The 21,954-nt window shown below is 44.3% G+C and carries 27 protein-coding genes; 6 read left to right on the top strand and 21 right to left on the bottom strand.

What is annotated here, in order from left to right:
• Nucleotides 1–39: 39 nt before the first annotated feature.
• Both ubiA and R7Z78_RS23285 read right to left on the bottom strand, forming a co-directional pair.
• Nucleotides 40–894 (bottom strand): 4-hydroxybenzoate octaprenyltransferase, encoded by an 855-nt coding sequence (gene ubiA, locus R7Z78_RS23290; protein WP_025768169.1) that lies wholly within the window; start codon nucleotides 892–894, stop codon nucleotides 40–42.
• The gene (locus tag R7Z78_RS23285; protein WP_017636075.1) at nucleotides 895–1,434 is read right to left on the bottom strand and encodes a chorismate lyase; all 540 of its coding nucleotides are present in this window, start codon (nucleotides 1,432–1,434) and stop codon (nucleotides 895–897) included.
• A gap of 161 nt (nucleotides 1,435–1,595) precedes the next feature.
• Here R7Z78_RS23285 and R7Z78_RS23280 point away from each other — a divergent pair, with 161 nt between their 5' ends.
• Complete coding sequence (locus R7Z78_RS23280; RefSeq protein WP_005378687.1) at nucleotides 1,596–2,006, top strand: flagellar basal body-associated protein FliL; 411 nt, start codon at nucleotides 1,596–1,598, stop codon at nucleotides 2,004–2,006.
• 63 nt (nucleotides 2,007–2,069) lie between these two features.
• On the opposite strand, the gene glpG is transcribed toward R7Z78_RS23280, so the two are convergent.
• The 6 genes from glpG to ftsY all read right to left on the bottom strand — a co-directional run bounded on the left by glpG (nucleotide 2,070) and on the right by ftsY (nucleotide 7,653).
• The gene (gene glpG / locus R7Z78_RS23275) at nucleotides 2,070–2,912 is read right to left on the bottom strand and encodes a rhomboid family intramembrane serine protease GlpG (protein WP_017636076.1); all 843 of its coding nucleotides are present in this window, start codon (nucleotides 2,910–2,912) and stop codon (nucleotides 2,070–2,072) included.
• Nucleotides 2,912–3,232: a thiosulfate sulfurtransferase GlpE gene (glpE, locus tag R7Z78_RS23270; RefSeq protein ID WP_005378691.1), complete on the bottom strand. Its 321-nt coding sequence runs from the start codon at nucleotides 3,230–3,232 to the stop codon at nucleotides 2,912–2,914. Before glpE ends, glpG begins: the two co-directional genes overlap by 1 nt.
• 493 nt (nucleotides 3,233–3,725) lie before the next feature.
• Complete coding sequence (gene rpoH / locus R7Z78_RS23265; RefSeq protein ID WP_005378693.1) at nucleotides 3,726–4,583, bottom strand: RNA polymerase sigma factor RpoH; 858 nt, start codon at nucleotides 4,581–4,583, stop codon at nucleotides 3,726–3,728.
• 176 nt (nucleotides 4,584–4,759) lie between these two features.
• A complete protein-coding gene (ftsX, locus tag R7Z78_RS23260; protein ID WP_005378695.1) occupies nucleotides 4,760–5,728 on the bottom strand; it encodes a permease-like cell division protein FtsX in 969 nt (322 codons plus the stop codon).
• The gene (gene ftsE / locus R7Z78_RS23255) at nucleotides 5,718–6,392 is read right to left on the bottom strand and encodes a cell division ATP-binding protein FtsE (RefSeq protein ID WP_005378697.1); all 675 of its coding nucleotides are present in this window, start codon (nucleotides 6,390–6,392) and stop codon (nucleotides 5,718–5,720) included. The genes ftsX and ftsE overlap by 11 nt, the downstream gene beginning before the upstream one ends.
• A 22-nt stretch (nucleotides 6,393–6,414) precedes the next feature.
• Complete coding sequence (gene ftsY / locus R7Z78_RS23250; protein WP_104975676.1) at nucleotides 6,415–7,653, bottom strand: signal recognition particle-docking protein FtsY; 1,239 nt, start codon at nucleotides 7,651–7,653, stop codon at nucleotides 6,415–6,417.
• 230 nt (nucleotides 7,654–7,883) lie between these two features.
• Here ftsY and rsmD point away from each other — a divergent pair, with 230 nt between their 5' ends.
• Nucleotides 7,884–8,483, top strand: coding sequence for a 16S rRNA (guanine(966)-N(2))-methyltransferase RsmD (gene rsmD / locus R7Z78_RS23245; RefSeq protein WP_005378702.1), 600 nt, complete (start codon nucleotides 7,884–7,886; stop codon nucleotides 8,481–8,483).
• A 25-nt stretch (nucleotides 8,484–8,508) separates the two neighbouring features.
• Nucleotides 8,509–8,775 (top strand): DUF1145 domain-containing protein, encoded by a 267-nt coding sequence (locus R7Z78_RS23240; RefSeq protein ID WP_005378704.1) that lies wholly within the window; start codon nucleotides 8,509–8,511, stop codon nucleotides 8,773–8,775.
• 57 nt (nucleotides 8,776–8,832) lie between these two features.
• On the opposite strand, the gene R7Z78_RS23235 is transcribed toward R7Z78_RS23240, so the two are convergent.
• From R7Z78_RS23235 to R7Z78_RS23215, 5 genes are all read right to left on the bottom strand, one after another.
• Nucleotides 8,833–9,417: a YhgN family NAAT transporter gene (locus R7Z78_RS23235; protein WP_005389671.1), complete on the bottom strand. Its 585-nt coding sequence runs from the start codon at nucleotides 9,415–9,417 to the stop codon at nucleotides 8,833–8,835.
• A gap of 106 nt (nucleotides 9,418–9,523) precedes the next feature.
• Entirely contained in the window at nucleotides 9,524–9,745 is a 222-nt protein-coding gene (locus tag R7Z78_RS23230; protein WP_005378711.1) for a YecH family metal-binding protein, read from the bottom strand.
• 69 nt (nucleotides 9,746–9,814) lie between these two features.
• A complete protein-coding gene (locus tag R7Z78_RS23225) occupies nucleotides 9,815–10,435 on the bottom strand; it encodes a lysoplasmalogenase (RefSeq protein WP_005389670.1) in 621 nt (206 codons plus the stop codon).
• Nucleotides 10,436–11,516: 1,081 nt separating this feature from the next.
• Nucleotides 11,517–11,885, bottom strand: coding sequence for a hypothetical protein (locus tag R7Z78_RS23220; protein WP_005378717.1), 369 nt, complete (start codon nucleotides 11,883–11,885; stop codon nucleotides 11,517–11,519).
• 56 nt (nucleotides 11,886–11,941) lie between these two features.
• On the bottom strand, nucleotides 11,942–12,118 hold the full coding sequence (locus R7Z78_RS23215) for a hypothetical protein (RefSeq protein ID WP_192945248.1): 177 nt from the start codon (nucleotides 12,116–12,118) through the stop codon (nucleotides 11,942–11,944).
• Between the two features lie 94 nt (nucleotides 12,119–12,212).
• On the opposite strand from R7Z78_RS23215, the gene R7Z78_RS23210 reads away from it, so the two are divergent.
• Nucleotides 12,213–12,542, top strand: a complete 330-nt coding sequence (locus R7Z78_RS23210; protein WP_104975677.1) for a DUF2500 domain-containing protein — start codon at nucleotides 12,213–12,215, stop codon at nucleotides 12,540–12,542.
• On the opposite strand, the gene R7Z78_RS23205 is transcribed toward R7Z78_RS23210, so the two are convergent.
• The 7 genes from R7Z78_RS23205 to rhtB form a co-directional block, all read right to left on the bottom strand.
• Complete coding sequence (locus R7Z78_RS23205) at nucleotides 12,539–13,552, bottom strand: acyltransferase (protein ID WP_017636080.1); 1,014 nt, start codon at nucleotides 13,550–13,552, stop codon at nucleotides 12,539–12,541. The genes R7Z78_RS23210 and R7Z78_RS23205 overlap by 4 nt on opposite strands.
• 283 nt (nucleotides 13,553–13,835) lie before the next feature.
• The gene (arsJ, locus tag R7Z78_RS23200) at nucleotides 13,836–15,053 is read right to left on the bottom strand and encodes an organoarsenical effux MFS transporter ArsJ (protein WP_104975678.1); all 1,218 of its coding nucleotides are present in this window, start codon (nucleotides 15,051–15,053) and stop codon (nucleotides 13,836–13,838) included.
• A gap of 254 nt (nucleotides 15,054–15,307) precedes the next feature.
• Nucleotides 15,308–15,802 (bottom strand): cyclin-dependent kinase inhibitor 3 family protein, encoded by a 495-nt coding sequence (locus R7Z78_RS23195; protein ID WP_005383629.1) that lies wholly within the window; start codon nucleotides 15,800–15,802, stop codon nucleotides 15,308–15,310.
• 13 nt (nucleotides 15,803–15,815) lie between these two features.
• Complete coding sequence (locus R7Z78_RS23190) at nucleotides 15,816–16,817, bottom strand: ArsJ-associated glyceraldehyde-3-phosphate dehydrogenase (protein ID WP_005383630.1); 1,002 nt, start codon at nucleotides 16,815–16,817, stop codon at nucleotides 15,816–15,818.
• A gap of 42 nt (nucleotides 16,818–16,859) precedes the next feature.
• Nucleotides 16,860–17,195 (bottom strand): metalloregulator ArsR/SmtB family transcription factor, encoded by a 336-nt coding sequence (locus R7Z78_RS23185; protein ID WP_005378730.1) that lies wholly within the window; start codon nucleotides 17,193–17,195, stop codon nucleotides 16,860–16,862.
• A gap of 154 nt (nucleotides 17,196–17,349) precedes the next feature.
• The gene (locus tag R7Z78_RS23180; RefSeq protein ID WP_005378731.1) at nucleotides 17,350–18,573 is read right to left on the bottom strand and encodes an EAL and HDOD domain-containing protein; all 1,224 of its coding nucleotides are present in this window, start codon (nucleotides 18,571–18,573) and stop codon (nucleotides 17,350–17,352) included.
• Nucleotides 18,574–18,597: 24 nt separating this feature from the next.
• The gene (gene rhtB, locus R7Z78_RS23175; protein WP_005378732.1) at nucleotides 18,598–19,215 is read right to left on the bottom strand and encodes a homoserine/homoserine lactone efflux protein; all 618 of its coding nucleotides are present in this window, start codon (nucleotides 19,213–19,215) and stop codon (nucleotides 18,598–18,600) included.
• A 65-nt stretch (nucleotides 19,216–19,280) separates the two neighbouring features.
• Between rhtB and R7Z78_RS23170 the strand changes: the two genes are divergently transcribed.
• Together R7Z78_RS23170 and R7Z78_RS23165 are read left to right on the top strand one after the other, a co-directional pair.
• Nucleotides 19,281–20,291 carry an alpha/beta fold hydrolase gene (locus R7Z78_RS23170; protein WP_005378733.1) on the top strand — a complete coding sequence of 337 codons (1,011 nt, stop codon included), beginning with the start codon at nucleotides 19,281–19,283 and terminating at the stop codon, nucleotides 20,289–20,291.
• 244 nt (nucleotides 20,292–20,535) lie between these two features.
• A complete protein-coding gene (locus R7Z78_RS23165) occupies nucleotides 20,536–21,360 on the top strand; it encodes a Cof-type HAD-IIB family hydrolase (protein WP_104975679.1) in 825 nt (274 codons plus the stop codon).
• Between the two features lie 50 nt (nucleotides 21,361–21,410).
• Here the strand turns inward: R7Z78_RS23165 and R7Z78_RS23160 are convergent, their stop codons facing one another.
• The gene (locus R7Z78_RS23160; RefSeq protein ID WP_005378735.1) at nucleotides 21,411–21,881 is read right to left on the bottom strand and encodes an EVE domain-containing protein; all 471 of its coding nucleotides are present in this window, start codon (nucleotides 21,879–21,881) and stop codon (nucleotides 21,411–21,413) included.
• Nucleotides 21,882–21,954 lie beyond the last annotated feature (73 nt).

The raw sequence follows: 21,954 nt of genomic DNA, 5'->3' as shown, positions 1-21,954 counted from the left end.
AAAAGGCATCCAATCGGATGCCTTTTTCTATTTCTTCGCTTACCAAAATGCGACCAGTAACCCTATCGCTATCACCATGCCAACATAATTGTTGTTAAGGAAAGCCTTAAAGCACAACTCACGCTCACGGTGACGAATTAAGTGCTGCTGATAAACAAACAACGACGCTGCAATCAAAAGGGTCCAGTAGTAACTTTGTCCCAATTGGTAGAACAGCCCTAACCAAACCAACATCGCGAGTGTAATCAGTTGCAACACACCAATAATAAGCTTGTCATGACGACCAAACAGAATTGCCGTCGATTTAATGCCAATCTTTAGATCATCATCTCGGTCTACCATCGCATATTGAGTGTCGTACGCAATGGTCCACAAAGCGTTAATGAGGAACAAAAACCAAACAATCAATGGTAATTCCCCAGTTTGTGCAGCCCACGCCATTGGAATCGCCCAGCTAAAAGCCAAGCCTAAAAATAGCTGTGGAATATGAGTGTAACGCTTCATAAATGGATAGATGAACGCCAACACAATGCCAGCGAAGGATAGCTGAATCGTCAGCGGGTTCATGGTCAGCACTAACAAAAACGAGCTGATACCCAAAACCAAAAATAATCCAATCGCTTCTTTTGCTGTCACTTTCCCTGATGGCAGTGGACGTTGCTTAGTACGCTTTACATGGCCGTCGACTTTGCGATCTGCAAAATCATTAATCACGCACCCCGCACTACGCATTAGGAATACCCCCAATACAAACACGATGAATACATCCCAACTTGGCATCCCTTGGGCTGAGATAATTAGCGCCCAAATCGTTGGCCACATCAGTAACAGTGAACCAATCGGGCGATCCATGCGCATCAGTTGCCAATATGCTTTGGCTTTTTCTGCGGACATTTACACTGTCTCCTTAGCGTAAACTGGTGAATTAGATAAGAATAACTCGGCGACTAGCATCGGTTTGTGATTCATCCACAACCTTGAGCGTCGCGCTAACAAACGTCCTTCTGGTACGGCTACCCATCCCATTTGCAAAGAGTCCCGCTCAACGTTATCTGCGCTGAACACAGTTAGTCCTAATGGGATATCCCCTTGTTGAGCCAAATCATACTGCTGATCAACTAAGGTTGAACGAGGAATCAATGTCCGCCCAATAACCCAGTTGTTATTGTCACCGCACAAAATTACCTCTCTCAGTAAGCAATTTTGTTCGGACAATAACTGGCTTTCGTCCTGTTTTAATGTCGCTGCAGTGACGATCTGATTTTGTAGTAATTCTACCGTTAACGCTTGGCAGTGCTGTTTTAAACGACGTGACAAAGACCCTTGCTCTTCAAGCCAATGCTTGGCAAATTCATTTGGAAATTCGAATTCTTCGGGGTTTTGCCACTCTACTTCCAATAAAGAAGCAAGATAGAGTGATGTTGGCTGATTCATACTAGTATTCAATTGGAGGCTTTATGCGTACAATAAAGCAACAACTTACCGTCCATAGTAATGTATGTAACCGTAAGTTCCGTTATTTGTTATAGACGGCCCATTGTATCAAGACTGAAGCGATTCGAATATCGCGATCCAGAGAAAGAAAAGTTAGAAATATGTACAAACGTTATATAGCCCAAATTATTTTTGCGTTAACCATACTATTCGCCGCACCAAGTTGGGCTGAAACGGAAGAAGCTGGACCTAAGTTGGCATACTTTACCCTAGAGCCTGATCTCACTACTAACTTTTACACCAAAGGCAAAAAGTTAGGTTATGTGCAAGTGCGCATCGACATCATGGTAATGAGTCAACAAGATTTATCAGTTGTTGAGCATCACCAACCTTTGATTCGCGATGCAGTGATTGAATTACTGGGTAAGCAAACAGAAGATACGATTAAGTCCCTGTCTGGCCGAGAAGATCTGCGCAAAACCTTAGTGACGACCCTCAACGAAACACTTTTGCCTGAAACAGGTAAAACCATCATTGCCGATTTGTTGTTTACAAAATACCTTTATCAATAAACCCAAATCCGTTTTGAACATAAAAAAAGACCGCCCTTGAGCGGTCTTTTCATTTCATCTGCTTTAGGCTTGCTGTTGGTATTTCATCTTGCCTGAATCAAACAGCGCAATCGCCATCCCCGACAGTAGCCCAACTAAGTGAGCGGTGTTTGCAATCGCCATAAATGGCTGCACAAAACCAAGAACTAACCATACCAACATAAAGACGATAATTGGCTTGGGTAGCGTAAGGCCTAAATGTGGCAAGCGGTAACCCAATATCCACAAATAACCAAGCAGTGCATAGACCACACCAGACAAGCCGCCGAAGTTAGCCCCTTCAACATAGAACTGGCCTGCCCCTGAAAGCGCTGCCGACACCACAAAGAGTTGCAATAGCTTACCGGAACCGAGACGACGTTCGATGTCGCCCCCCAACTGCCACCACCATAGTAAGTTAAACACGATGTGAGTTACTGAAAAGTGCAGTAACGCATGACTTAGCCATCGCCACACTTGCCATTGTTGCCCCTCAAAAGCCGGGAAGTGCAACAACTTAAACACGCCATTGCCAAAGCCAAACATTTGTAACAAGTAGATGATGATACAGACTGTCATGATCAGCAAAGTCATGGGGCCAGCTTTCGCTTTGACCATGCTCATGATACTCGGGCTGGAATAATGAAATGTGCTCTTACGAGTATCGGCAACGTCCCACGAGGCGGCGCTGTATTTTGAATCAGACGGGTTAGCAAGGAACAGCTTAAGTTCGGCTTCCGCTTCTATTTCATGCTGGCTATCAGTCAGCCACAGCGCAAATTGCCCATCCCCTTCAGGCATCATTTCGATGTCAATTTGGCGAGAGGCCATATAATCAATAAAGGCTTGCGCCATACGTGGATTATTTAACGTTACCAATCTCTTCATTAACTTCTCACTATCGGTAGTTCTGCTCGATGCCAGGCTTCAAAGCCACCATCTACACTGTACACCTGTTCAAAGCCTTGGTTAACCAAATATTGCGCCGCACCTTGGCTACTAATGCCGTGGTAACACATCACTAGAATAGGTTGTTCGAACTCCACTTCATCCATAAACGCAACGATCGTATCGTTAGTTAAGTGATACGCGGACTCCGCATGCGCAACGGCAAACGATTGAGGGTCACGGATATCTACAAGCTTCGCATCACCCTGCTCGAGCAGCGCTTGCGCACCTTGTACATCGATATGCTTAAACTGATCCATTTACTTTCTCATTGTCTTATTAATATACCCAAGCAACCTCGAACCTAACGTACTAATCAGCACCCGTGGTACAGCATAAAATCCATATTTGAAGCTGCTTGGGTATACTGCCGCTATTGTAACCTATCCAACGGCAAACTTAGACACATGGATAATCAGGGTTTTCAAAAGTGTACACATTCCAACCATTTGTGGATAAAGCTGTGAATTGCGTTGATAAAGTGTATTTGGATCTTTTGATCCACAATATGTAGTGATGATCCTGATCTAACTGTGTGTATATCTATAACTATCCCCAGATGGAAAAGTGCTTGAATCCCTTGTTTTGTCCGGGTTTCGAACAGTTGATAAATAATTACTTCACAGAGTTATGCACAGGTAGCACATAAAATCCGGATCGCAAACGCTATCGATTTTCGATCGACAATAAAAAAGCCGAGATCACATGATCTCGGCTTTCTATGAAAATCTTACTTTCAATTAGCAGTGGAAATTAAAATTCACCCACGGCCAATTTTAGTTTCTTCATTGCATTTTTTTCTAGCTGGCGAATACGCTCGGCAGAAACACCGAACTCATCAGCTAAGTCTTGCAATGTTGCTTTCTCATCATCTAACCAACGAGAACGCACGATGCGCTGACTACGCTCATCCAAACTCGCTAATGCATGACCCAAGCGATTGTTGGTGTGCATTTCCCAGTTGGCGGCTTCAATGTTGTCGGCCACATCAGACGATTTGTCTTCTAGGTATAGCATCGGCGCTGTGTAAGCGTTTGAACTGTCGTCTTCATCAGTTGGCATATCAAAGGTTGAATCCACCGCCGCTAAGCGTGATTCCATCTCGCGAACTTCAGAAGGCTCAACACCTAACTCGCGCGCAACGGTTTCCACTTCACCGTTGTTAAACCAACCCAAGCGCTTTTTCGACTTACGCAGGTTGAAGAACAATTTACGTTGCGCTTTAGTGGTCGCAATTTTCACGATACGCCAGTTACGTAGCACGTATTCGTGGATCTCTGCTTTGATCCAGTGGACAGCAAAAGAAACCAAGCGAACCCCTACTTCTGGGTTAAAACGCTTAACGGCTTTCATTAGACCGATGTTACCCTCTTGCACAAGATCCGCCATTGGCAAACCGTAGCCAGAGTAACCACGAGCAACGTGAACAACGAATCGTAGGTGCGAAAGAATTAGACCTTTTGCAGCCTCAATCTCACCTTTATAGTGTAATCGTTCTGCCAGCTCACGCTCTTCGTCTGCAGTCAGCATTGGGTAGCTGTTTACTGAGCGAATATAGCTATCAAGGCTATCTTGCGTGACTAGAGCCATCGGATACGCTTCTTTTGTCATTCAATTCCTCATCAATCTCTGATCTGGAGCATTACATTGCAATTTAGCTTCGATATCTTGAACTCAAAATGAACAAGTTTCAAGAAGGGGAAGCAATTATCCATAAACATTTGGTCTAAGCAAGGGTTCAAAATTAGCTAGTGCTAATGAAATCCAAGTAATAAGACCGCCATCACTTAAACTGGTTCAATTTCTTTTAAATGTCGTTGCGCAGAAAAGCGCGCCGCAATACATCCCAAAAGACTCCCAATGATGATTAGTAACAAAGATTCATCCCAACTTAGACCAATCAGGCGGAACTGGCTATCGTACAACGCAGCAAGGTCTTCCACCGCACTATTCATGACAATGGTCACTAAAGCCGTTACCAACCACGCAATAGTGGCACCTAACACGCCAAACCACATACCTGTGTACAAGTAAGGGCGCAGAATGAAACTGTCCGTCGCACCGATCAGTTTCATGGTTTGAATCTCTTCTTTATTCGCCAGCACATTAAATCGCAATGTATTGCCAACGATTAAAAATACCGCACCGAGCATCAGCACTGTCAGGGTAATGACAATAATACTCGCGAGAGTTTTGATGGCATCAAGACGCGCTAGCCAGTCTTCGTCAAGTCTCACGTCGGTCACATCTTGTTGCTCTCGAACGTCTTTGGCTAATGACTGAATATCACTTTTTAGCTCCGAATCTGGCGTAATCACCAACACACCAGGTAGCGCATAGCCACTTAAGAGGCTGATAGCTTGGTCGAACCCTGCATATTGGCTTAAATCAGATAGACCTTGTTGCGGTGAAATATACTCTACCTCTTTTACCAAAGGCCAAGTTTCAATTTGATCTTTGAGAACCATCACTCGCGCATCCGGCATACCTTCAACTAAGTAAGCACTAACTTGTGAAGGAGAAGCGACATCTTCCGCTGCCCCCGCAACGTTTTTCCCCAATAGATACAAACAAGCTGGCATGGCAAGTGCCATGGAGATGACCGCTAGAGTCAGAATGTTGCCTAGTGGTCGTTGCCATAAGGCGCTAAAAGAGGATTTAGCTTGTTTTGCGTGGACAGAGAAAAAACCATCGGTATTCGCACGCTTGGCACTGCGGCCTTTCCCCTTCTTTTGGGAGTGCTTGTTACCTGCCATAGTCTTCTACCTCACTTAGGAAGCCTTGGTTCAATTCAAAATGACGATACTGTGGGCGAGTGTTTACTAACCCCACATCGTGCGTGGCAAGTAGGATAGTCACGCCCGCACGGTTAAATTCTTCGAATAGACGCAACACACGGTTGGATAATTCTGGGTCAAGGTTACCCGTAGGCTCATCAGCCACCAGCAACGTTGGTCGATTAACCACAGCACGGGCAATACCGACGCGCTGTTGCTCACCACCAGAAAGTTGACTAGGTAGACAACGAGCTTTATCGAGTAAGCCCGTTTTATCTAACGCCGCAGAAACACGGCGTTTGATTTCGTTTTCAGAAATCGATTCGATACGCATTGGCAGAGCGACATTGTCGTACACACTGCGATCCATCAATAGGCGATGATCTTGAAAAACAATCCCAATATTGCGGCGCAAAAAAGGGATGTCTTTGCCTGGAATACGCGTGATGTCGTGGCCATTAAAATGGATTTTGCCATCGGTTGGTCGCTCTATCGCGCAGATCAATTTCAGCAAGGTACTTTTACCAGCCCCGGAATGTCCGCCTAAAAACGCCATTTCACCGCGCCTCAGGTGAAAATCGACTTTTTGCAGTGCTTGTCGACCACCTCGGTAAGCTTTGCTTACTTGCTGAAATTTGATCACCGTTGATTTCCTCTAACTCTTTTTATTCTTCACGACTAAACAGTGCGTCAATAAACTCTTGAGTTTCAAATGGACGCAAGTCTTCGATACCTTCACCCACACCAATGTAACGAATTGGAATACCGAACTGATCAGCGATAGCGAAAATTACGCCGCCCTTGGCTGTACCATCCAGCTTAGTCAAAGTAATCCCGGTTAGAGGGGCAACATCACTGAAAAGTTTCGCTTGGCTAATGGCATTTTGTCCTGTACCTGCGTCAAGCGTTAGCATGATCTCATGTGGTGCAGAGTCATCAATTTTCTTCATCACACGTACAATCTTACGCAGCTCTTCCATTAGGTTCGCTTTGTTCTGTAGACGACCTGCTGTATCAGCAATCACCACATCCACACCACGTGCTTTTGCCGCTTCAATCGCATCATAGATAACAGAGGCACTGTCTGCGCCAGTATGTTGAGCAATCACAGGAACATTATTACGTTCACCCCACACTTGTAGCTGCTCAACCGCTGCGGCACGGAAAGTATCTCCCGCTGCAAGCATCACTTTTTTGCCTTGAGTTTGGAACTGCTTGGCAAGCTTACCGATGGTCGTGGTTTTACCCACGCCATTTACACCCACCATCAAGATGACGTAAGGCGTTTTGTTGCTATCGATTTCTAGTGGCTGTTCGACTTTAGAAAGAATCTCAGCCATTTCTTCTTTCAACAAACCATAAAGGGCTTCGCCGTCTTTCAGATCGCCACGTGTGGCTTTTTCTGTCAGGTTGTTGATAATTTTTGTTGTGGTATTCATGCCCACATCAGCAATAAGCAGTTGCTCTTCTAGCTCTTCAAATAAGTCTTCATCGATTTTCTTACCGCTGAACAGACCGAAGAAGCCAGCACCAATATTTGCTTTTGTTCGGCTTAGGCTGCGTTTAAGACGAGCAAAAAAGCTTTCTGTTGGTTTTTCTTGTTCTTGAACACGAGGCGCGGCCGATACGACTTCTGGCTCCTCTGCTTCTGCTTCTGCTTCTGCTTCTGCTTCTGCTTCTGCTTCTGCTTCTGCTTCTGCTGGGGCAGCCTCTGATTGTTTCTCTTCTTCTTCAAGTTCTGGCGTTGCTTCCGCTTGCTCAGCAACCGCTTCGGTTTGCTGCTCTTCAGAAGGCGCTTCCACTGCTTCTTCTTTTACTGTTTCTTCAGTTTTTGGTTTTGGGCTTTGTTCTTCGTCACCAAAACCTAGCCACGAAAGTAATCCGCGCTTCTTTTTTTCCGTCATCTGGGGCTATCCTAGATTGTTCTTTTATCTATTAATGACTCTTTTTTGACAAGATTATTATCTGTCTAAAAAAGGCTAATGACAAAGTTCTGAAAACTTTCCGATTAGGTAATTCTAATCTTATTAGTGTTACACTCTGTCATCTTGAATATTCTGGGCTGTATCCAAGCTCCAAGCTCATTGCTTGGGCGATTAGATATAGTATCACTTTATTAGCGGTCAAAAAATCTATGGTAAGACGTCGCCAGCAAAACTCATCACAAAAAAAGCCAACAACGGGCTTTGTTCGCATTATTAGTGGCTTATGGAGAGGCAGAAAACTTCCTGTACACGATGCTGAAGGCTTACGCCCCACGACCGATCGCGTCAAAGAAACGCTGTTTAACTGGTTAGCTCAAGATGTACCACAGGCAAAATGTCTCGACTTGTTTGCTGGCTCTGGCGGCTTGGGATTTGAGTCAGCTTCGCGCCAAGCAGAGCAAGTGACCATGGTTGAGCTAAACCCACAAGCTTTCCAACAGTTACAAAAGAATGTTGCCTCTCTTAACGCGAACAACATCCAAGTGGTAAATACCGACGCACTGAGTTTTTTGAAGCAACCGGGTTCTGCTCATCATGTGGTGTTTATTGACCCACCGTTTCGCAAAGGCCTATTGGATGAGACCGTGGCTCTGCTAGAACAAAATGGCTGGCTCGCGGAAGATGCGATGATTTATATTGAAACAGAAAAAGAACTCAATATTGCCGACTTACCAGAAAACTGGCAATTACATCGAGAAAAAACAGCAGGCCAAGTGAGCTATCGTCTGTACGAACGTACCTCCGCATAACGCCTCGATTTAAAAGGATACTTAAATGAAAGCACTAATTATGCTGGCCAAAGCGGCTATCGCCTTTGTTTGGTTAGTATTAATCCTAAATATTTTTATGCCCTTCCCCGGCAATGCCGCGATTGCGCTTTACATCATGACCGCTTTTTTGTTCATCATGCACGGTTTACAAATGGCCATCTTCATTGGTGCATTTGGCGACAAAATAAAAATGAGCAGTTGGGAAAAATATTCAATCCTGATTTTTGGTATTTTTGCCCTACTCGATATTCGTCGTAAACACATGATGTAATCGCTCAGATACGAAAAAGCCGCTCTTGTGAGCGGCTTTTTTTCTGCGTTTCGTTCGTCACCCAATGTAACTTTTTACACCATCCAAGAACATTTGAGTGGAGATCATCACCAGTAACAAGCCCATTAAGCGTTCTACCGCCTTCAAGCCACGTTCACCCAACAAGCGATTAAAGAAGCCATAAAACATCAGTATAAAAAATGTTGCGCCCCACGCAATTACGACTGATGCTGACATTTCCAACATTTTCTCTGGATGTTGCGAAGACAGTAAAAGCAAGGCTGCAATCACTGAAGGGCCCGCGATCATAGGAATGGCCATCGGAACAATAAAGGGCTCCTCGCCTGCTGCCAGTCCAGTGATGCTGCCAGCACTCGGGAAAATCATCTTAATCGCAATAATGAAGAGAATAATGCCACCTGAAATGCTGAGCGTTTCTGGCTGGACATGCAAAAAACTTAAGATGCTTTGTCCTGCAAACAGAAACAGCATCAAGATCAGTAAGGCAAACAGTAGTTCACGAATCAATACCTTACGACGACGCTTGGGATCGATATGTTTGAGAATAGACAACACAATCGGCAAGTTACCGAGAGGGTCCATGATTAGAAACAGCATGGTCGCTGCCGAAAGAATGTCCATATTCTGGCCTCACCTAAAAAATGGCGGCCAGTGTATAGCAAACTGACAACATGAGTATATGACTGAGGGCGAAAACACCATATTCATCCTCGATCTTAGCCGCCGTTTAGTGATTGCAAACTCGCGCCATATTGACCACAAACTTACCTTCAAGCTCACGAATTTTGTCGCGCTTGAGCAAAAATGCTAGTAATGCATCTAAGTCTAGATCATTCAGTTTACAGGTGTGAAAGCGAACGCTAGCGCCAAAGTGCTGTGTGAGGGCTTCGCGATCCATTGGCGTTTCTCTAAGTAGGTTTAGCAGCTCGTGAGCATGGATTTCACTCATTATTGACTCCAGTTATTAAGAACAATGCGTTCAGTTTACTGAAATCCTCAAGAGCTGCTTTGACTTAAATTAGTAAATGATTGAGGCAACAATGAGGGCATGAGCAAAAAAGTAACTGCCACTCACCCACAAATAGGCGTGTTTCATCGGTTTTCGATAACCGTGTATCGCGTATGCCAGCGCCGAATAGATCAGAACTAAGGTTCCGCTAAAACCGATAGCATTGGCGTAACTCGGCACTTGTAACCAAACTTCACCGGCTGCCCAAGCAAGTTGAACCAGCATCATCCCCATGATCACAACGGGGAATACCAGAGAGTCGAGTTGAGGTAGCAACAAAAAGAACGCCACGATACTCGCTGCAAGCAGCAGGGCCAACAGCCACCAGACAATCTCACCATTAAGCTGCACCCAAAATGACTTGCTGTAGCATACCTGGGCAACCAGATAAGCCGTAAAATAGATTAGCTTACGAGTTTTAAACGAGTGCAGCGTATCTGCCACCATAGACACAATAAGCCCACCCGCAATCCAGTAGGTATATGTTGCGGATGCACCTTGAGTTAACACCAACACAAGAAGAAGTAGCAGAGTAAAGATTTTAAACACGAGGGATTGTGTCGGGTTAGCTTGCTTTGCTCCCAACACGGAATACACACCTGATAGCCCTATCGCCAGCCAACTCCACATGCAGTATACACCTTTTACTTAAACTCGCCGCTAGTCTAGGTAGACCAGTTTTGATGTAAAGACACAATCTACGAAAGTTGGATCTCGCTAGCGATTCGAAACATTTTGTAACCCTCAGCCTACGTAATAATAAAGCCGATGAGCCTGAATGATGCCACTAAACATTGGGGCCAAGCTTTGCTCATCAGCCGAACCCATCAAATCACACGACACAATAACCAACGCTTTCTAAAACTATTTAACTGAAAAACAGATAAGTGCTCCAGGTAAGCCGCCATTTCACAAACTGACGATTAAACCACCAGGATGTATGTAATGCAGGCAACAAGAATAAATAACAGACACAAAATAGAAAATAGTCTTAGTAGCGCTCTAAGAGAGGAGAAACCACTGATGACTAGGGGTAAAAACTAAGAAAACCGACCTTAATTCAGTAAAAAAAACATCAGACAAGAAAAGTAAGTCAATGATAAATAAAACCATAATTTCAATAACAGATAAAAGTGCGGACTTCATAAACCATAAAATCACTAAACACTTTTGAAGCCCATATTTTCTCATAAGGTAAGAAAATCTCACTCCATGCTTTCGATTTGACGATGCAACCTCATAGCACATTTTTTAATTTTCTCAATTTTTGAGAAATACAGACAAAATAAACACCCAACATACCATTCGAAACAAAAAACAATTACAAAGCCAACATCACAAACCATTTAACATTATAAAATCATACACTTAAAACAAAAAAGGATAGAAATAAAACAATGTGAACACTTTAAACACAGCACAAAAAACATAGTTTCATTAGTCAGAATCATGTAAAACCAGACAAGTTAAGTGTGGTTTTTGAAAAGATTAACGAGCATATGTTGATCAAACCCCAAAAACAGTGCTATATTAAATTCATCGAGTTCATCAAAGATTAAGGGGTAGTGTTATGATTTCATCTTCTCAAAAACAAGGGCTGGTTATGATTGCAGTGGTTGTGGGTTTAATGACACTGCCAATGATGTACTAACCCAATGATTTAAAATAAAAAAGGACGCAAATGCGTCCTTTTTTATTTATCTGTATAGCTCTACTGAATGTGCTTAGACAAAATATCCCAGTGCATATAGTAGAAACCAAGAGCGGCCAGCGTAATCAACGTCATTAGCAAAATTGCTGTACGCCAAATAAAGCGAGAGCTTCTTGGTGTCAGCTCTTTTTCACAAGCATCACATGCCGCCATAAAGCCTTTACGATCATCCAGCTTGTAATCGTCTTCGTGCACCACTTTGTTACGCACGGTTGCGATGAATCGAAGCTTTGCTATCACGTCATGCGGTAAACGTTCTTCACAACTATTAATAAGTTGGTGCAACCCTTTCCCTTCTGCATGGTACTGAGTACGCAAAAGTTTTTCGATCGTTCGGGTACGCATGACTACTTTTTCAATATCTGACATCGTAACCCTCCTTACCAGACCCTTCCTATGTTCATTATTTTTATTCTTCTATAAATTTAGAGCTTTTTCGAGCCGTTAAGTGCAATTTTACTTTCAATTTGTGCCCTTGAGCGCATATAGCCTAACAAGTGAAAGCCGCTTAGTTCAGCTTTAGTGACTTCGCTTGCAGATGAAGCGACGATTTCATCGTGCATCATTAAGATAAATCGTGAAGTGCGCCGAATAATCTCCATATCCCTTTCATTAGATTATGAATAAGTTACCTCAACTCATCGTTTCGTCAGCGAGTTCTGTAGAATGGGACCCGATAAAACATTGGAGGTTAATATGCCAATCTCACTTATTGTCGCCCTATTCGCCCTTATTGCCTTGGGCGCGTGGGTGTTTTTCCGTTTTTATAGTAAGCACTATGTGGGCGAAGACGCTCCAGAGCAAAGCGCGCAGGTAACGATTTTAGATAAACAAGCGATAGACATACCAAACGCACCACCAGGTCAAGACGATCAAGAGTATTGGATTTACGTTCAACGTGGTTCTATCGGTCCAAAGCGTGAATTCCAAATTGGAGTGCATTACTACCATGCACTCAACCCTGGAGATAAGGGAACACTGACCTATCGCGGCAACAAGTTCCTTCACTTCGCTATCAAACGTTAAGGCAGTAACCAACGAGTCTTGGCAGAACGAGAAAAGAGATAGCTCATCGCCAAGGCTCCAGCTCCACTTAGAACGATCCAGACTGGAATCACCCACGCAGGATGTCCTGTGTACCAACCGAACTCTTTCATCGGCCATAAGAAAATAGGGTGAAGTAAGTAAATCCCTAAGCTGTGCTGACTGATCACACTAACCACTTTTTGTACTTTTGGTGATAAGCCTTCACCAAAGTAACGCCCGATCATAAAAATCATCGAAGCCGCTAGAATCACATTCAGTGTTTTATAAGAGAGCCAGCGCCCAACCGTATACTTCTCCGCCTCTAAGCTATTTGTCACAACCATCGTAAAGGTCACTGCCAACGCCACGAGTCCTAGCCCAACAAATAAGGTCACCATAGAGCGATTCAAAGGTACCTTTTGAAATAAAACATACCCCAGTGGAAGGTAACCCATATAAAGCCACATCTGATTACTCCACGGGCCATCAATCTTGAACAAGAACAGTGTGCTGGTGAAAAGCCAAAATGCGAGATAGGTATACAAGACGTTGTCATCCACGTTGCGTACCATCCATTGAAACAGCGGAATCACAAAATACAGTGGTATAAAGTAATAGAAAAAGCCGAGATGGTAATACGTTGCGTGGAATGGGCTATTGCTTAATACCTCTTTTACGGTTTCAAAATCAAAGCCTTGAGAAGTCCAACCTGAAAGGTATGCATAAAACATCGACCAAATAAGAAATGGAACTAAAACTTTGCCCAAACGCCTTTTGATATAATACTTACCGTCAAATGGTCGAGTGTCACTGAGCATTAGCGCTCCGGTGATCAAAATAAAAACTGGCACTGCCCAGCGGGTTACGCTATTCACGCCTACCGCTGTCAGCCATTGGTCAAATGGAATCACTCCTAACTCATTTCGATACGGTGCCAAGACGTGAATGGCGATCACTGCTACCGCTGCGAAGCAGCGCAATAAATCAAAAAACAGAACCCTTTCTCTCATACCTTTCCCTACTTTGAGTCGCTTATCGTTTATAGCATAGGGTAAATCTCAACCAGTGAAATGGTTAACAATCTGTTTTTGCTTATTTTTAACTCAACAATGACCTACAACGGAGATTTCATCACCACTCTAATCACTTAACGAGAACCAAAAACCAAGCATCAGTATTCACTCTCGATGCCAAACCGACACAATCTGATTACAGCAAACGGCGCATAAGAAACAAAAATGGCTCCGATTTGGAGCCATTTATACCATCTACAGATAGCGATACTGGGGGTAGTTACGCAGTAGCAACATTAGCTTTTGGCAACTTAATTGAAATCAGCGTCGTCAGTGCCAAGAAAGCAAAAGAAACCCATAAGCACGCTGCAAGACCAGCCTCTTGGTAGATCCAACCCGATAATACCGTGCCAATCAAACGTCCCATCGCATTGGCCATGTAGTAAAAACCAACATCCAACGAGACGCCATCGCCTTTAGCGTAGCTCACTATCAAGTACGAGTGCAGCGAAGAGTTAATGGCAAACACAGCGCCAAAAATCATCAAACCTACCACAATCACCAATTCAGGCTGCCAACCGATTTGCACACCATAAGCAATACCAGCCGTAATTAACGCTAGGACTCCTGCCCACACCAATGCTGCACTACCATCAGGCACACGACCTTGCGCTTTGCCAGTAATACGCGGCGCAAAGCCTTGCACAACTCCATAAGCAATGACCCACGCAGCGAGAAAGCTACCAACCCACAAGTGATCCCAGCCAAACACGCTACCAAGATAAATAGGCAGAGCAACGACAAACCACACATCACGAGCACCAAACAAGAACATGCGAGCTGCGGATAAAATGTTTATCGATTCAGACTTGGAGAATATTTGGCGAAACTTAGGTTTACTCTTTGCTTTACCCATGTCCGCTTCTAGCCAGATCATGCTGCAAATAAACACTAATGTAAGTACACCCGCCATAATAAACATCGAGTTTTGAAAACCCACCCAAGACAGCAGCAAGCCGCCAACAAAAAAGCCCGCTCCTTTGAGTGCATTCTTCGAGCCAGTTAAAATCGCTACCCATTTGTAGAGCGCACCTTGCTGTTCGTCTGGTACTAGCGTTTTAATCGCGCTCTTAGCACTCATTTTGTTCAGATCTTTGGCAATCCCCGACAGAGCTTGCGCTGCCATCACCCAAGGAATGGTCAGCCATGCATTTGGTAATGCGAGCATCAGCAACGCAAACACTTGCATCGCTAAACCAATGTTCATGGTTTTATTTAGGCCTAACCTTGCGCCCAGCCAACCACCAACCAGGTTTGTCACCACACCAAAAAATTCATAGAAAAGAAACAGTGAGGCAATAGCTAACGTGGAATAACCTAAGTCATGAAAATAGAGCACCACCAGCATACGCAGTGCGCCATCGGTCACCGTAAAGTTCCAATAGTTAAACGTCACTAACATGTACTGACGAATACTTTTGCTTAATTGAGAAATCATATTGACCTCATATGTACAGCGATAGAAGTATTTAGATCATCATGTTCTAAATACTTCCTAACCTGTACAGCAACATTGACCAATACAATGTTGCTGTGATTTTCAAAAAATGCCCCAACATCAATAAAAAGAAAAATACACTTTAAAAGCAATGCATTAGTTAATGTTAATGGCATTTTTTGTAAACAGTCGTATCCTGAAGAAGCTCGAATTTAGCTTTTGGATCATAATGAACCAAAAGCTATTTAAGCTGATCAAGCGTCTTGAGCCACGCGTTCGATGTACTCAACTTGCACAGGTTTTGTAAATGCACCAGGGCGCAATGCCTGCACTTCTCGCACGATATCTTCTAACTGCCATTCCTTTTCTAGGAGTAGGTGAGCAGCGAACAAACCTGTGCGCCCCGAACCACCCATACAATGCATCGCAACTTTGCCACCTTGAGCAAGAATCGCGTGCAGTTCCGGACTGGCTTGTTGCCACTTCGTCGCAAATTCTTCATTTGGTGCGCAGTCGTCTTCAATCTCGATCTGGAACCATTTCATACCCAGTTGCTGAGTGGCTTCACCCAATGCAGAGACATTCTTCGCAGCTAATTCACTATCATCTAATGCAGTAACGACCGCTTGAACACCCTGCTCTTTCAACTGTTCTAACGACGCATGCAAATCGACACCTTTCGTTCCTGGGCACGGTGTTAAGATTAAAGCACCGGAGTCCAAATCTAATTGCCATGTAGGATGAGACATTGTGACCCCCTTTTTAAGCCAAACCAACGTTACGAACCAGCTCTGCTGTGCGCGTTGCATAACCCATTTCGTTATCGTACCAAGCGTAAATCTTAACCATACGAGAACCCACAACCATGGTTGATTGCGCATCAACGATGGTTGAACGTTGGTCGCCTTTATAATCGATAGAAACTAAAGGACGCTCTTCGAAGCCAAGGATGCCTTTCAAATCACCTTCAGATGCTTCTTTTAACAGTGCATTCACTTCTTCTGCTGTGGTATCACGCTTCACATCAAAAATGATGTCTGTTAACGATGCGTTTGCTAGAGGTACGCGAACCGCATGACCATTAATTTTGTCTTTTAATTCTGGGAAAATTTCGACAATCGCCTTCGCGCTACCCGTCGTGGTCGGGATAAGGCTCATGCCGCATGCTCTTGCACGGCGTAGATCTTTGTGTGGCGCATCCAAAATAGTTTGCGTATTCGTCAGGTCGTGAATGGTCGTAAAAGAAGATTGTTCGATACCCAATTTCTCATGAATGACTTTAACCACAGGTGCGATACAGTTAGTCGTACACGAAGCTGCTGTCACGATACGATGTTTTTCAGGGTCGAAAATATGGTCGTTCACGCCCACCACAATGTTCGCAATACCTTCTTCTTTCACAGGTGCGCTTACCACGACACGTTTCACGCCTTGCTCTAGGTATTTGTTTAGGAATGATGTTTTGCGATGTACGCCTGTCGCTTCAATCACAACATCACAATCAGACCAGTTCACCGCATCGATATCGCGTTGTTGAGTCGTGGCGACACGCTTGCCGTTGATGACGAGCTCACTGCCTTCGACCTGAACTCCATGATGCCAACGACCTTGCACTGAATCGAATTCTAATAAGTGACCAAGCGTAGCGGCGTCACCTGCGACATCGTTGATTAACACAAACTCCAATTCTGGCCAATCAAATGCCGCTCGCAGCGCTAAGCGACCAATTCGGCCAAAGCCATTAATTCCTACTTTAATTGTCATAGTTTTACCCTCTAATCTTCTACCTTGAATCTCTATTCGCTGTTAACAGCAAGCCTCACGACTTTTATCGTGTAAGCGTGTGATGTCGTCTTGGTATTCCTGCTTCAAACAGTTTGATGCCACTAAGTCTTCAATTAACTTTCGCATCCAACCTGGTAATTGCTGTGATAACTCGTAATACACCCATTGTCCTTGGCGTTTATCCACCAAGATGCCACTGGATCGTAACTGAGCAAGATGACGAGAAACTTTCGGCTGGCTCTCTTGTAGAGCAAACGCCAAATCACCAACGCAAGTTTCACCTTCACGGGCCACGAGCATTAAACAACGTACGCGTGTTTCATCGGATAACAGCTTAAAAAACTGATGTGGAAGCATAATGAACATACCTATATATGGATATGCGTATATGTTTATTTAATTAAGATATATCGTCAAGAGGAAACCGTCCATCGTCATAAAAGTTTCACATCTAACGAACAGCTTGATTGTAAAGAGAGAGATTCAAAGAGATAAAAGATAAGACAAGAAATTATGCAGTCGCGATGCTTTGACTCCAGCGAGCCGCTTCACCTAAGGAGAGCTTCACTTCCTCTAAAGGCAACCCCAATTGCATCGTGATTTTTTCAACCCCTGACCAATCGGCACGCTCGTAGCACTCTTCGAGGGAAATAAGTGCACCATAAACCCCTTTGCGATGTAATAGCGCTTGTTGTACTGAATGACTAAGCGGTAACTGCCTAACTAAAGATTCCACCGAAAGATCCAGCAGCGCATCTAGAATCGACAGCAAACCAACCATGAAACCTTGCTCGTTGAGGTGAGAGAATGGCTGATAGCGCGACATCAATTGGCAAAATTGAGCTCGTTGCAATGAAAGGTGATACAGCTCTCGAGGCTTGTTACTGGAGATATACGATGCCACAACCAAAGAGACAAACTGCTTAAGGTTATCCTGGCCAAGATAAATCAATGCCTGACGAAAAGAGCTGATTTCGACAGCCAAATTCGGCGCTTGCGTATTTACAAAACGCAATAATTTATATGACAACGCGACATCTTGCGTAATGATGGACTCGATACGAGTAAAGTCAGGCTCAGGAGCACAAACTTCACGAAACAGTTGCAATGCCAACACTTGCTCAGGACTGACGTATTTAGTCTGCGAGACGAGTGGCTTGCTAAAAAAATAACCTTGGAAAAATTTAAAGCCAGCCGCTTTCGCTTGCTCAAACTCTTCTGCGGTTTCAACACGTTCTGCTAAAAAGTGGTATTTGACGCGTTTGGCCAGGTGTGTTTTGACCAGTTCACAGGCCTTTTCGAGCCCCATCGCCATAATGTCGAGCTTCACAATATGCACATATGGCAAAAAACGACGCCATTCTGGTGTTAGGGTGAAGTCATCCAAAGCGATCAAGTAACCTTCTCGATAAAACTCACGAATCGCATCAAGAAGCTCATCCGTAGGTTGGCACGTTTCCAACACTTCGATGACAATTTTGTTTTTCGGCAAACTGCGCGGCAAACGTCGCACCAAGCTTTGATGAGGAAAGTTAATAAAGCATCTTGAAGAGGCAATCACTGGGTTAGTACCCAGTGATAGGAAGTTTTCGACGATCAGTCGGTATGTCGCTCGATTTGAATCAATATGTGAAGGGTATGCGTTACTCTCCCCGTCTCGAAACAACAATTCATAACCCAGCGTCTGTCTTTTTCGGTTAAAGATCGGCTGGCGAGCGACATACGTTGTATTCATGCTAAAGAAGGACCTATAAATGGCTTATGACTTTGCAGCTGCTAATAATGCACCACAACCCATGAACATTGAACCGAATACTTTGTTTATTTTTCCCATGATTTTATCGGAGCGAATAAAGCGTCCCATTTGTGCTGCCAAGCTCGTGTAACCCAACATTACACACGCATCAATCACGACTGTAGTGACGCCAAGCACCAACAGTTGCGTGATTTGGTCTTTTGCCGGGTCAATAAACTGCGGGAACAACGCCACCAGAAAAACAATCGATTTAGGGTTGGTGAGGTTAATCAACACTGCCTTGTACAACAGCGCCGTGCCTGACATCTCGTTGTGGTTTTCAGCTGCGACTAAGCTTGATGTATCGCGCCATTTCTGAATCCCCAACCAAACCAGATAAGCGGCACCAACCCATTTAATGACAGAAAATGCGGTTGCTGACTGCGCGACAAGCGCACCAATACCCGCCCCCACCAGCGCGATGTGGATAACTAAACCAATTTGTAAGCCAATAATGGCACCCAGTGATTTACGGGTACCGTAACTCAAACCATTACTGATTGAGTTCACCGTGCCAGAGCCCGGAGCCAAACTAAAAACGATTGCTGTTACTACATAAGCTAACCAGACATGGGTATCCATTGCATTTCCTCACTAATTCTTCGATGATACATCGCGTAAACAACGTATCTTCAGGTAATCAACTAATGGCGACTAACCATTCACCTTTGACTTATACTCAAGAGACATTATTTGAGCAAGCAATTGGTGGTCCGATCGCAGCACTTTGGCAAACTCGCCAAGAGGGCTTTGTTAAAGGGACTGAGAAAAAGAACATTTACTGGTGCAAGCTAACCAACCCAGAGCATAAAAAAGCCGTGCTCATCGTAAATGGACGCATTGAGTCTTCCTGGAAATACCAAGAGCTGTTTTACGATCTCTACCGCCAAGGTTTCGATGTCTATTCCTTTGACCACCGCGGACAAGGTTTATCAGATCGTTTATTATCTGACTCAGATATGGGTCACGTCTATGACTTTACTGATTATATTGATGATATGGACATCGTCGTAAAAAAACACGACCTTAGCGAATATCAACAATGCTTCATCATCGCGCACTCTATGGGCGGCGCGATCGCCACACGTTACCTGCAAACTCACCCAGAACACCCTTTTACTGGTTTGATTCTAAGTGCGCCCATGTTTGGCATTAACCTGCCATGGTACCTATCACCAATAGCGATTCCGGTCACACAAATTATGTCAGCGGTATCGACTTTGCCACGCTATGCACCAGGACATCAGGCCTACTTCCCTAAGCCCTTTGAAGATAACCCACTTAGCCAAAGTTACGGCCGCTACCAATGGTTCCGAAACCTATATACGGAAAAACCGGAACTGCAAGTCGGTGGGCCAAGCACTCGCTGGGTTTGGCAAGGGCTCATGGCCGCTAAGCAGTGCTTTTTATTAACTCGCCAAGTCAAAATACCAGTAATCCTAATCCAAGCCGGAAACGATCGGATTGTTAGCAACCTCGCGCAAAAGCGTTTTATTGATAAATTGCGGAAAACCAACCCGCACGCGGAGCTGCTTTCCATCGAAGGCGCACAGCATGAAATCTTATTCGAGACCGACAAGTATCGTAATCAAGCGCTCGATGCGATTTTCCGCTTTATGAATGACCCTAAATCGCCATCAAACGAACAAGCACAATAAGAACTCTAGGCGACCATTTCACGACTAAGATTAAAGAGGAAATGTCTACACATCGATTTACCCTCTTTTTCATCCTCATTTTGGCGTACACTGCTTGAACTTGGCTACTTTGACACTGTGTTTAACCGCATAGTGCTATGAGCCCAAGTTCCCCCGCATTCGGAGCAGTACGATCTAGTCAGTCTGCTGTACTCCGTTTGCAATTCACCTGTTCCACACTATCCAAACCGTTTACGAGGACTTCATGAGCACATCGCTACTTTGCAAAGAGATCACCAAAATCGTTGCCTCTGATCTGGATGGCACGTTACTCGCACCTAACCATCAGCTCAGTGCTTACTCAAAAGAGACGCTAAAAGCGCTGCATGAAAAGGGTTATACCTTTGTCTTTGCAACCGGCCGTCACCACGTAGACGTTGCGAGCATCCGTCGCCAAGTTGGCATTCCAGCTTATATGATCACGTCGAATGGTGCCCGAGTGCATGACCAGGAAGATCAGCTAATGTACAGCGAGAATGTCCCTGCGGAACTGGTACAAGGCGTGATCGACACGATCAAACATGATCAAGAAATACTTATTCACATGTATCAAAATGATAGCTGGTTGATGAACAAGGATGATGAAACGTTACGTGACTTCCACGATGAATTCACTTACGTCTTATTTGATGAAGACCACGCCCCAACTGACGGTATTGCGAAAGTTTTCTTCACGCATCCAGGAGAAGACCACGAACGTTTGGTCGTATTTGAAAACAAACTACGTGAGCAGTTTGGTGATAAGCTGAACATCGCATTTTCAACGCCTTGGTGTTTGGAAGTAATGAGCGCTGGCGTGTCTAAAGGTCATGCTCTTGAAGCGGTAGCGAAAAAACTCGACCTCACGTTAGAAAACTGCGTAGCATTTGGTGATGGCATGAATGACGTAGAAATGCTGTCGATGGCAGGTAAAGGGCTAGTTATGGGTACATCACACGAAAAAGTGATGAAAGCTCTACCAAATAATGAAGTGATTGGCAGCAATGCAGAAGATGCGGTTGCACACTACCTACAAGAACACTTGCTGTAAGCTTCAATACTCCAAATAATGAAGGGCTGCACATTCGCAGCCCTTTTCTTTTATCGCTGACTTGGCAGCTTCTCTTTGCCAAGAATCGCGTCCCATTCTTCTTCTGTCACGGGCATAATCGACAAGCGATTTCCACGTTTCACCAACGGCATGTTCTCAAGTTCTGGCATCGCTTTCATCACCGACAACGGAATCACTCGCGCCGTTTTACGTACAAACTCGACATCTACCATAATCCAACGCGGGTTGTCTGGGTCTGACTTTGGATCGTAATAATCGCTTTCGGGATCGAATTGGAAATGATCGGGATAGGCTTCTCTCACAACTTTAGCAATACCTGCCACGCCAACATGTTTACAAGAAGAGTGGTAAATCAGGACTAAATCGCCCACCTTCACTTGGTCACGCATCATATTGCGCGCCTGATAATTACGAACTCCCTCCCAACATGAAACCTTTTGGGTTCGAAGCGTGTCAATAGAAAAGGTATCTGGTTCAGTTTTAAATAACCAATATGCCATAATGCCATCCGATGCCGATTGAGTAACAATAATGAGGAAGATATAACATGAAGGCTTTGAAAAACCCAGTGGC

Source organism: Vibrio sp. 1167, assembly GCF_033340375.1.
In the GTDB taxonomy this organism is placed as follows: Bacteria; Pseudomonadota; Gammaproteobacteria; order Enterobacterales; family Vibrionaceae; genus Vibrio; species Vibrio alginolyticus.
This window is presented reverse-complemented; position numbering and strand designations above follow the sequence as displayed.

Coding starts and splice junctions, on each gene's coding strand:
- R7Z78_RS23185 (WP_005378730.1), bottom strand. CDS start 17,195: ATGCTTCCACATCAGTTTTTTAAGCTGTTATCCGATGAAACACGCGTA.
- glpE (WP_005378691.1), bottom strand. CDS start 3,232: ATGGATCAGTTTAAGCATATCGATGTACAAGGTGCGCAAGCGCTGCTC.
- R7Z78_RS23190 (WP_005383630.1), bottom strand. CDS start 16,817: ATGACAATTAAAGTAGGAATTAATGGCTTTGGCCGAATTGGTCGCTTA.
- R7Z78_RS23215 (WP_192945248.1), bottom strand. CDS start 12,118: ATGGAGATTATTCGGCGCACTTCACGATTTATCTTAATGATGCACGAT.
- R7Z78_RS23230 (WP_005378711.1), bottom strand. CDS start 9,745: ATGAGTGAAATCCATGCTCACGAGCTGCTAAACCTACTTAGAGAAACG.
- R7Z78_RS23210 (WP_104975677.1), top strand. CDS start 12,213: ATGCCAATCTCACTTATTGTCGCCCTATTCGCCCTTATTGCCTTGGGC.
- rpoH (WP_005378693.1), bottom strand. CDS start 4,583: ATGACAAAAGAAGCGTATCCGATGGCTCTAGTCACGCAAGATAGCCTT.
- R7Z78_RS23170 (WP_005378733.1), top strand. CDS start 19,281: ATGGCGACTAACCATTCACCTTTGACTTATACTCAAGAGACATTATTT.
- R7Z78_RS23240 (WP_005378704.1), top strand. CDS start 8,509: ATGAAAGCACTAATTATGCTGGCCAAAGCGGCTATCGCCTTTGTTTGG.
- ftsX (WP_005378695.1), bottom strand. CDS start 5,728: ATGGCAGGTAACAAGCACTCCCAAAAGAAGGGGAAAGGCCGCAGTGCC.
- R7Z78_RS23160 (WP_005378735.1), bottom strand. CDS start 21,881: ATGGCATATTGGTTATTTAAAACTGAACCAGATACCTTTTCTATTGAC.
- R7Z78_RS23205 (WP_017636080.1), bottom strand. CDS start 13,552: ATGAGAGAAAGGGTTCTGTTTTTTGATTTATTGCGCTGCTTCGCAGCG.
- R7Z78_RS23195 (WP_005383629.1), bottom strand. CDS start 15,802: ATGTCTCATCCTACATGGCAATTAGATTTGGACTCCGGTGCTTTAATC.
- rsmD (WP_005378702.1), top strand. CDS start 7,884: ATGGTAAGACGTCGCCAGCAAAACTCATCACAAAAAAAGCCAACAACG.
- arsJ (WP_104975678.1), bottom strand. CDS start 15,053: ATGATTTCTCAATTAAGCAAAAGTATTCGTCAGTACATGTTAGTGACG.
- ftsY (WP_104975676.1), bottom strand. CDS start 7,653: ATGACGGAAAAAAAGAAGCGCGGATTACTTTCGTGGCTAGGTTTTGGT.
- ubiA (WP_025768169.1), bottom strand. CDS start 894: ATGTCCGCAGAAAAAGCCAAAGCATATTGGCAACTGATGCGCATGGAT.
- R7Z78_RS23165 (WP_104975679.1), top strand. CDS start 20,536: ATGAGCACATCGCTACTTTGCAAAGAGATCACCAAAATCGTTGCCTCT.
- R7Z78_RS23235 (WP_005389671.1), bottom strand. CDS start 9,417: ATGGACATTCTTTCGGCAGCGACCATGCTGTTTCTAATCATGGACCCT.
- R7Z78_RS23285 (WP_017636075.1), bottom strand. CDS start 1,434: ATGAATCAGCCAACATCACTCTATCTTGCTTCTTTATTGGAAGTAGAG.
- rhtB (WP_005378732.1), bottom strand. CDS start 19,215: ATGGATACCCATGTCTGGTTAGCTTATGTAGTAACAGCAATCGTTTTT.
- glpG (WP_017636076.1), bottom strand. CDS start 2,912: ATGAAGAGATTGGTAACGTTAAATAATCCACGTATGGCGCAAGCCTTT.
- R7Z78_RS23225 (WP_005389670.1), bottom strand. CDS start 10,435: ATGTGGAGTTGGCTGGCGATAGGGCTATCAGGTGTGTATTCCGTGTTG.
- R7Z78_RS23180 (WP_005378731.1), bottom strand. CDS start 18,573: ATGAATACAACGTATGTCGCTCGCCAGCCGATCTTTAACCGAAAAAGA.
- R7Z78_RS23280 (WP_005378687.1), top strand. CDS start 1,596: ATGTACAAACGTTATATAGCCCAAATTATTTTTGCGTTAACCATACTA.
- R7Z78_RS23220 (WP_005378717.1), bottom strand. CDS start 11,885: ATGTCAGATATTGAAAAAGTAGTCATGCGTACCCGAACGATCGAAAAA.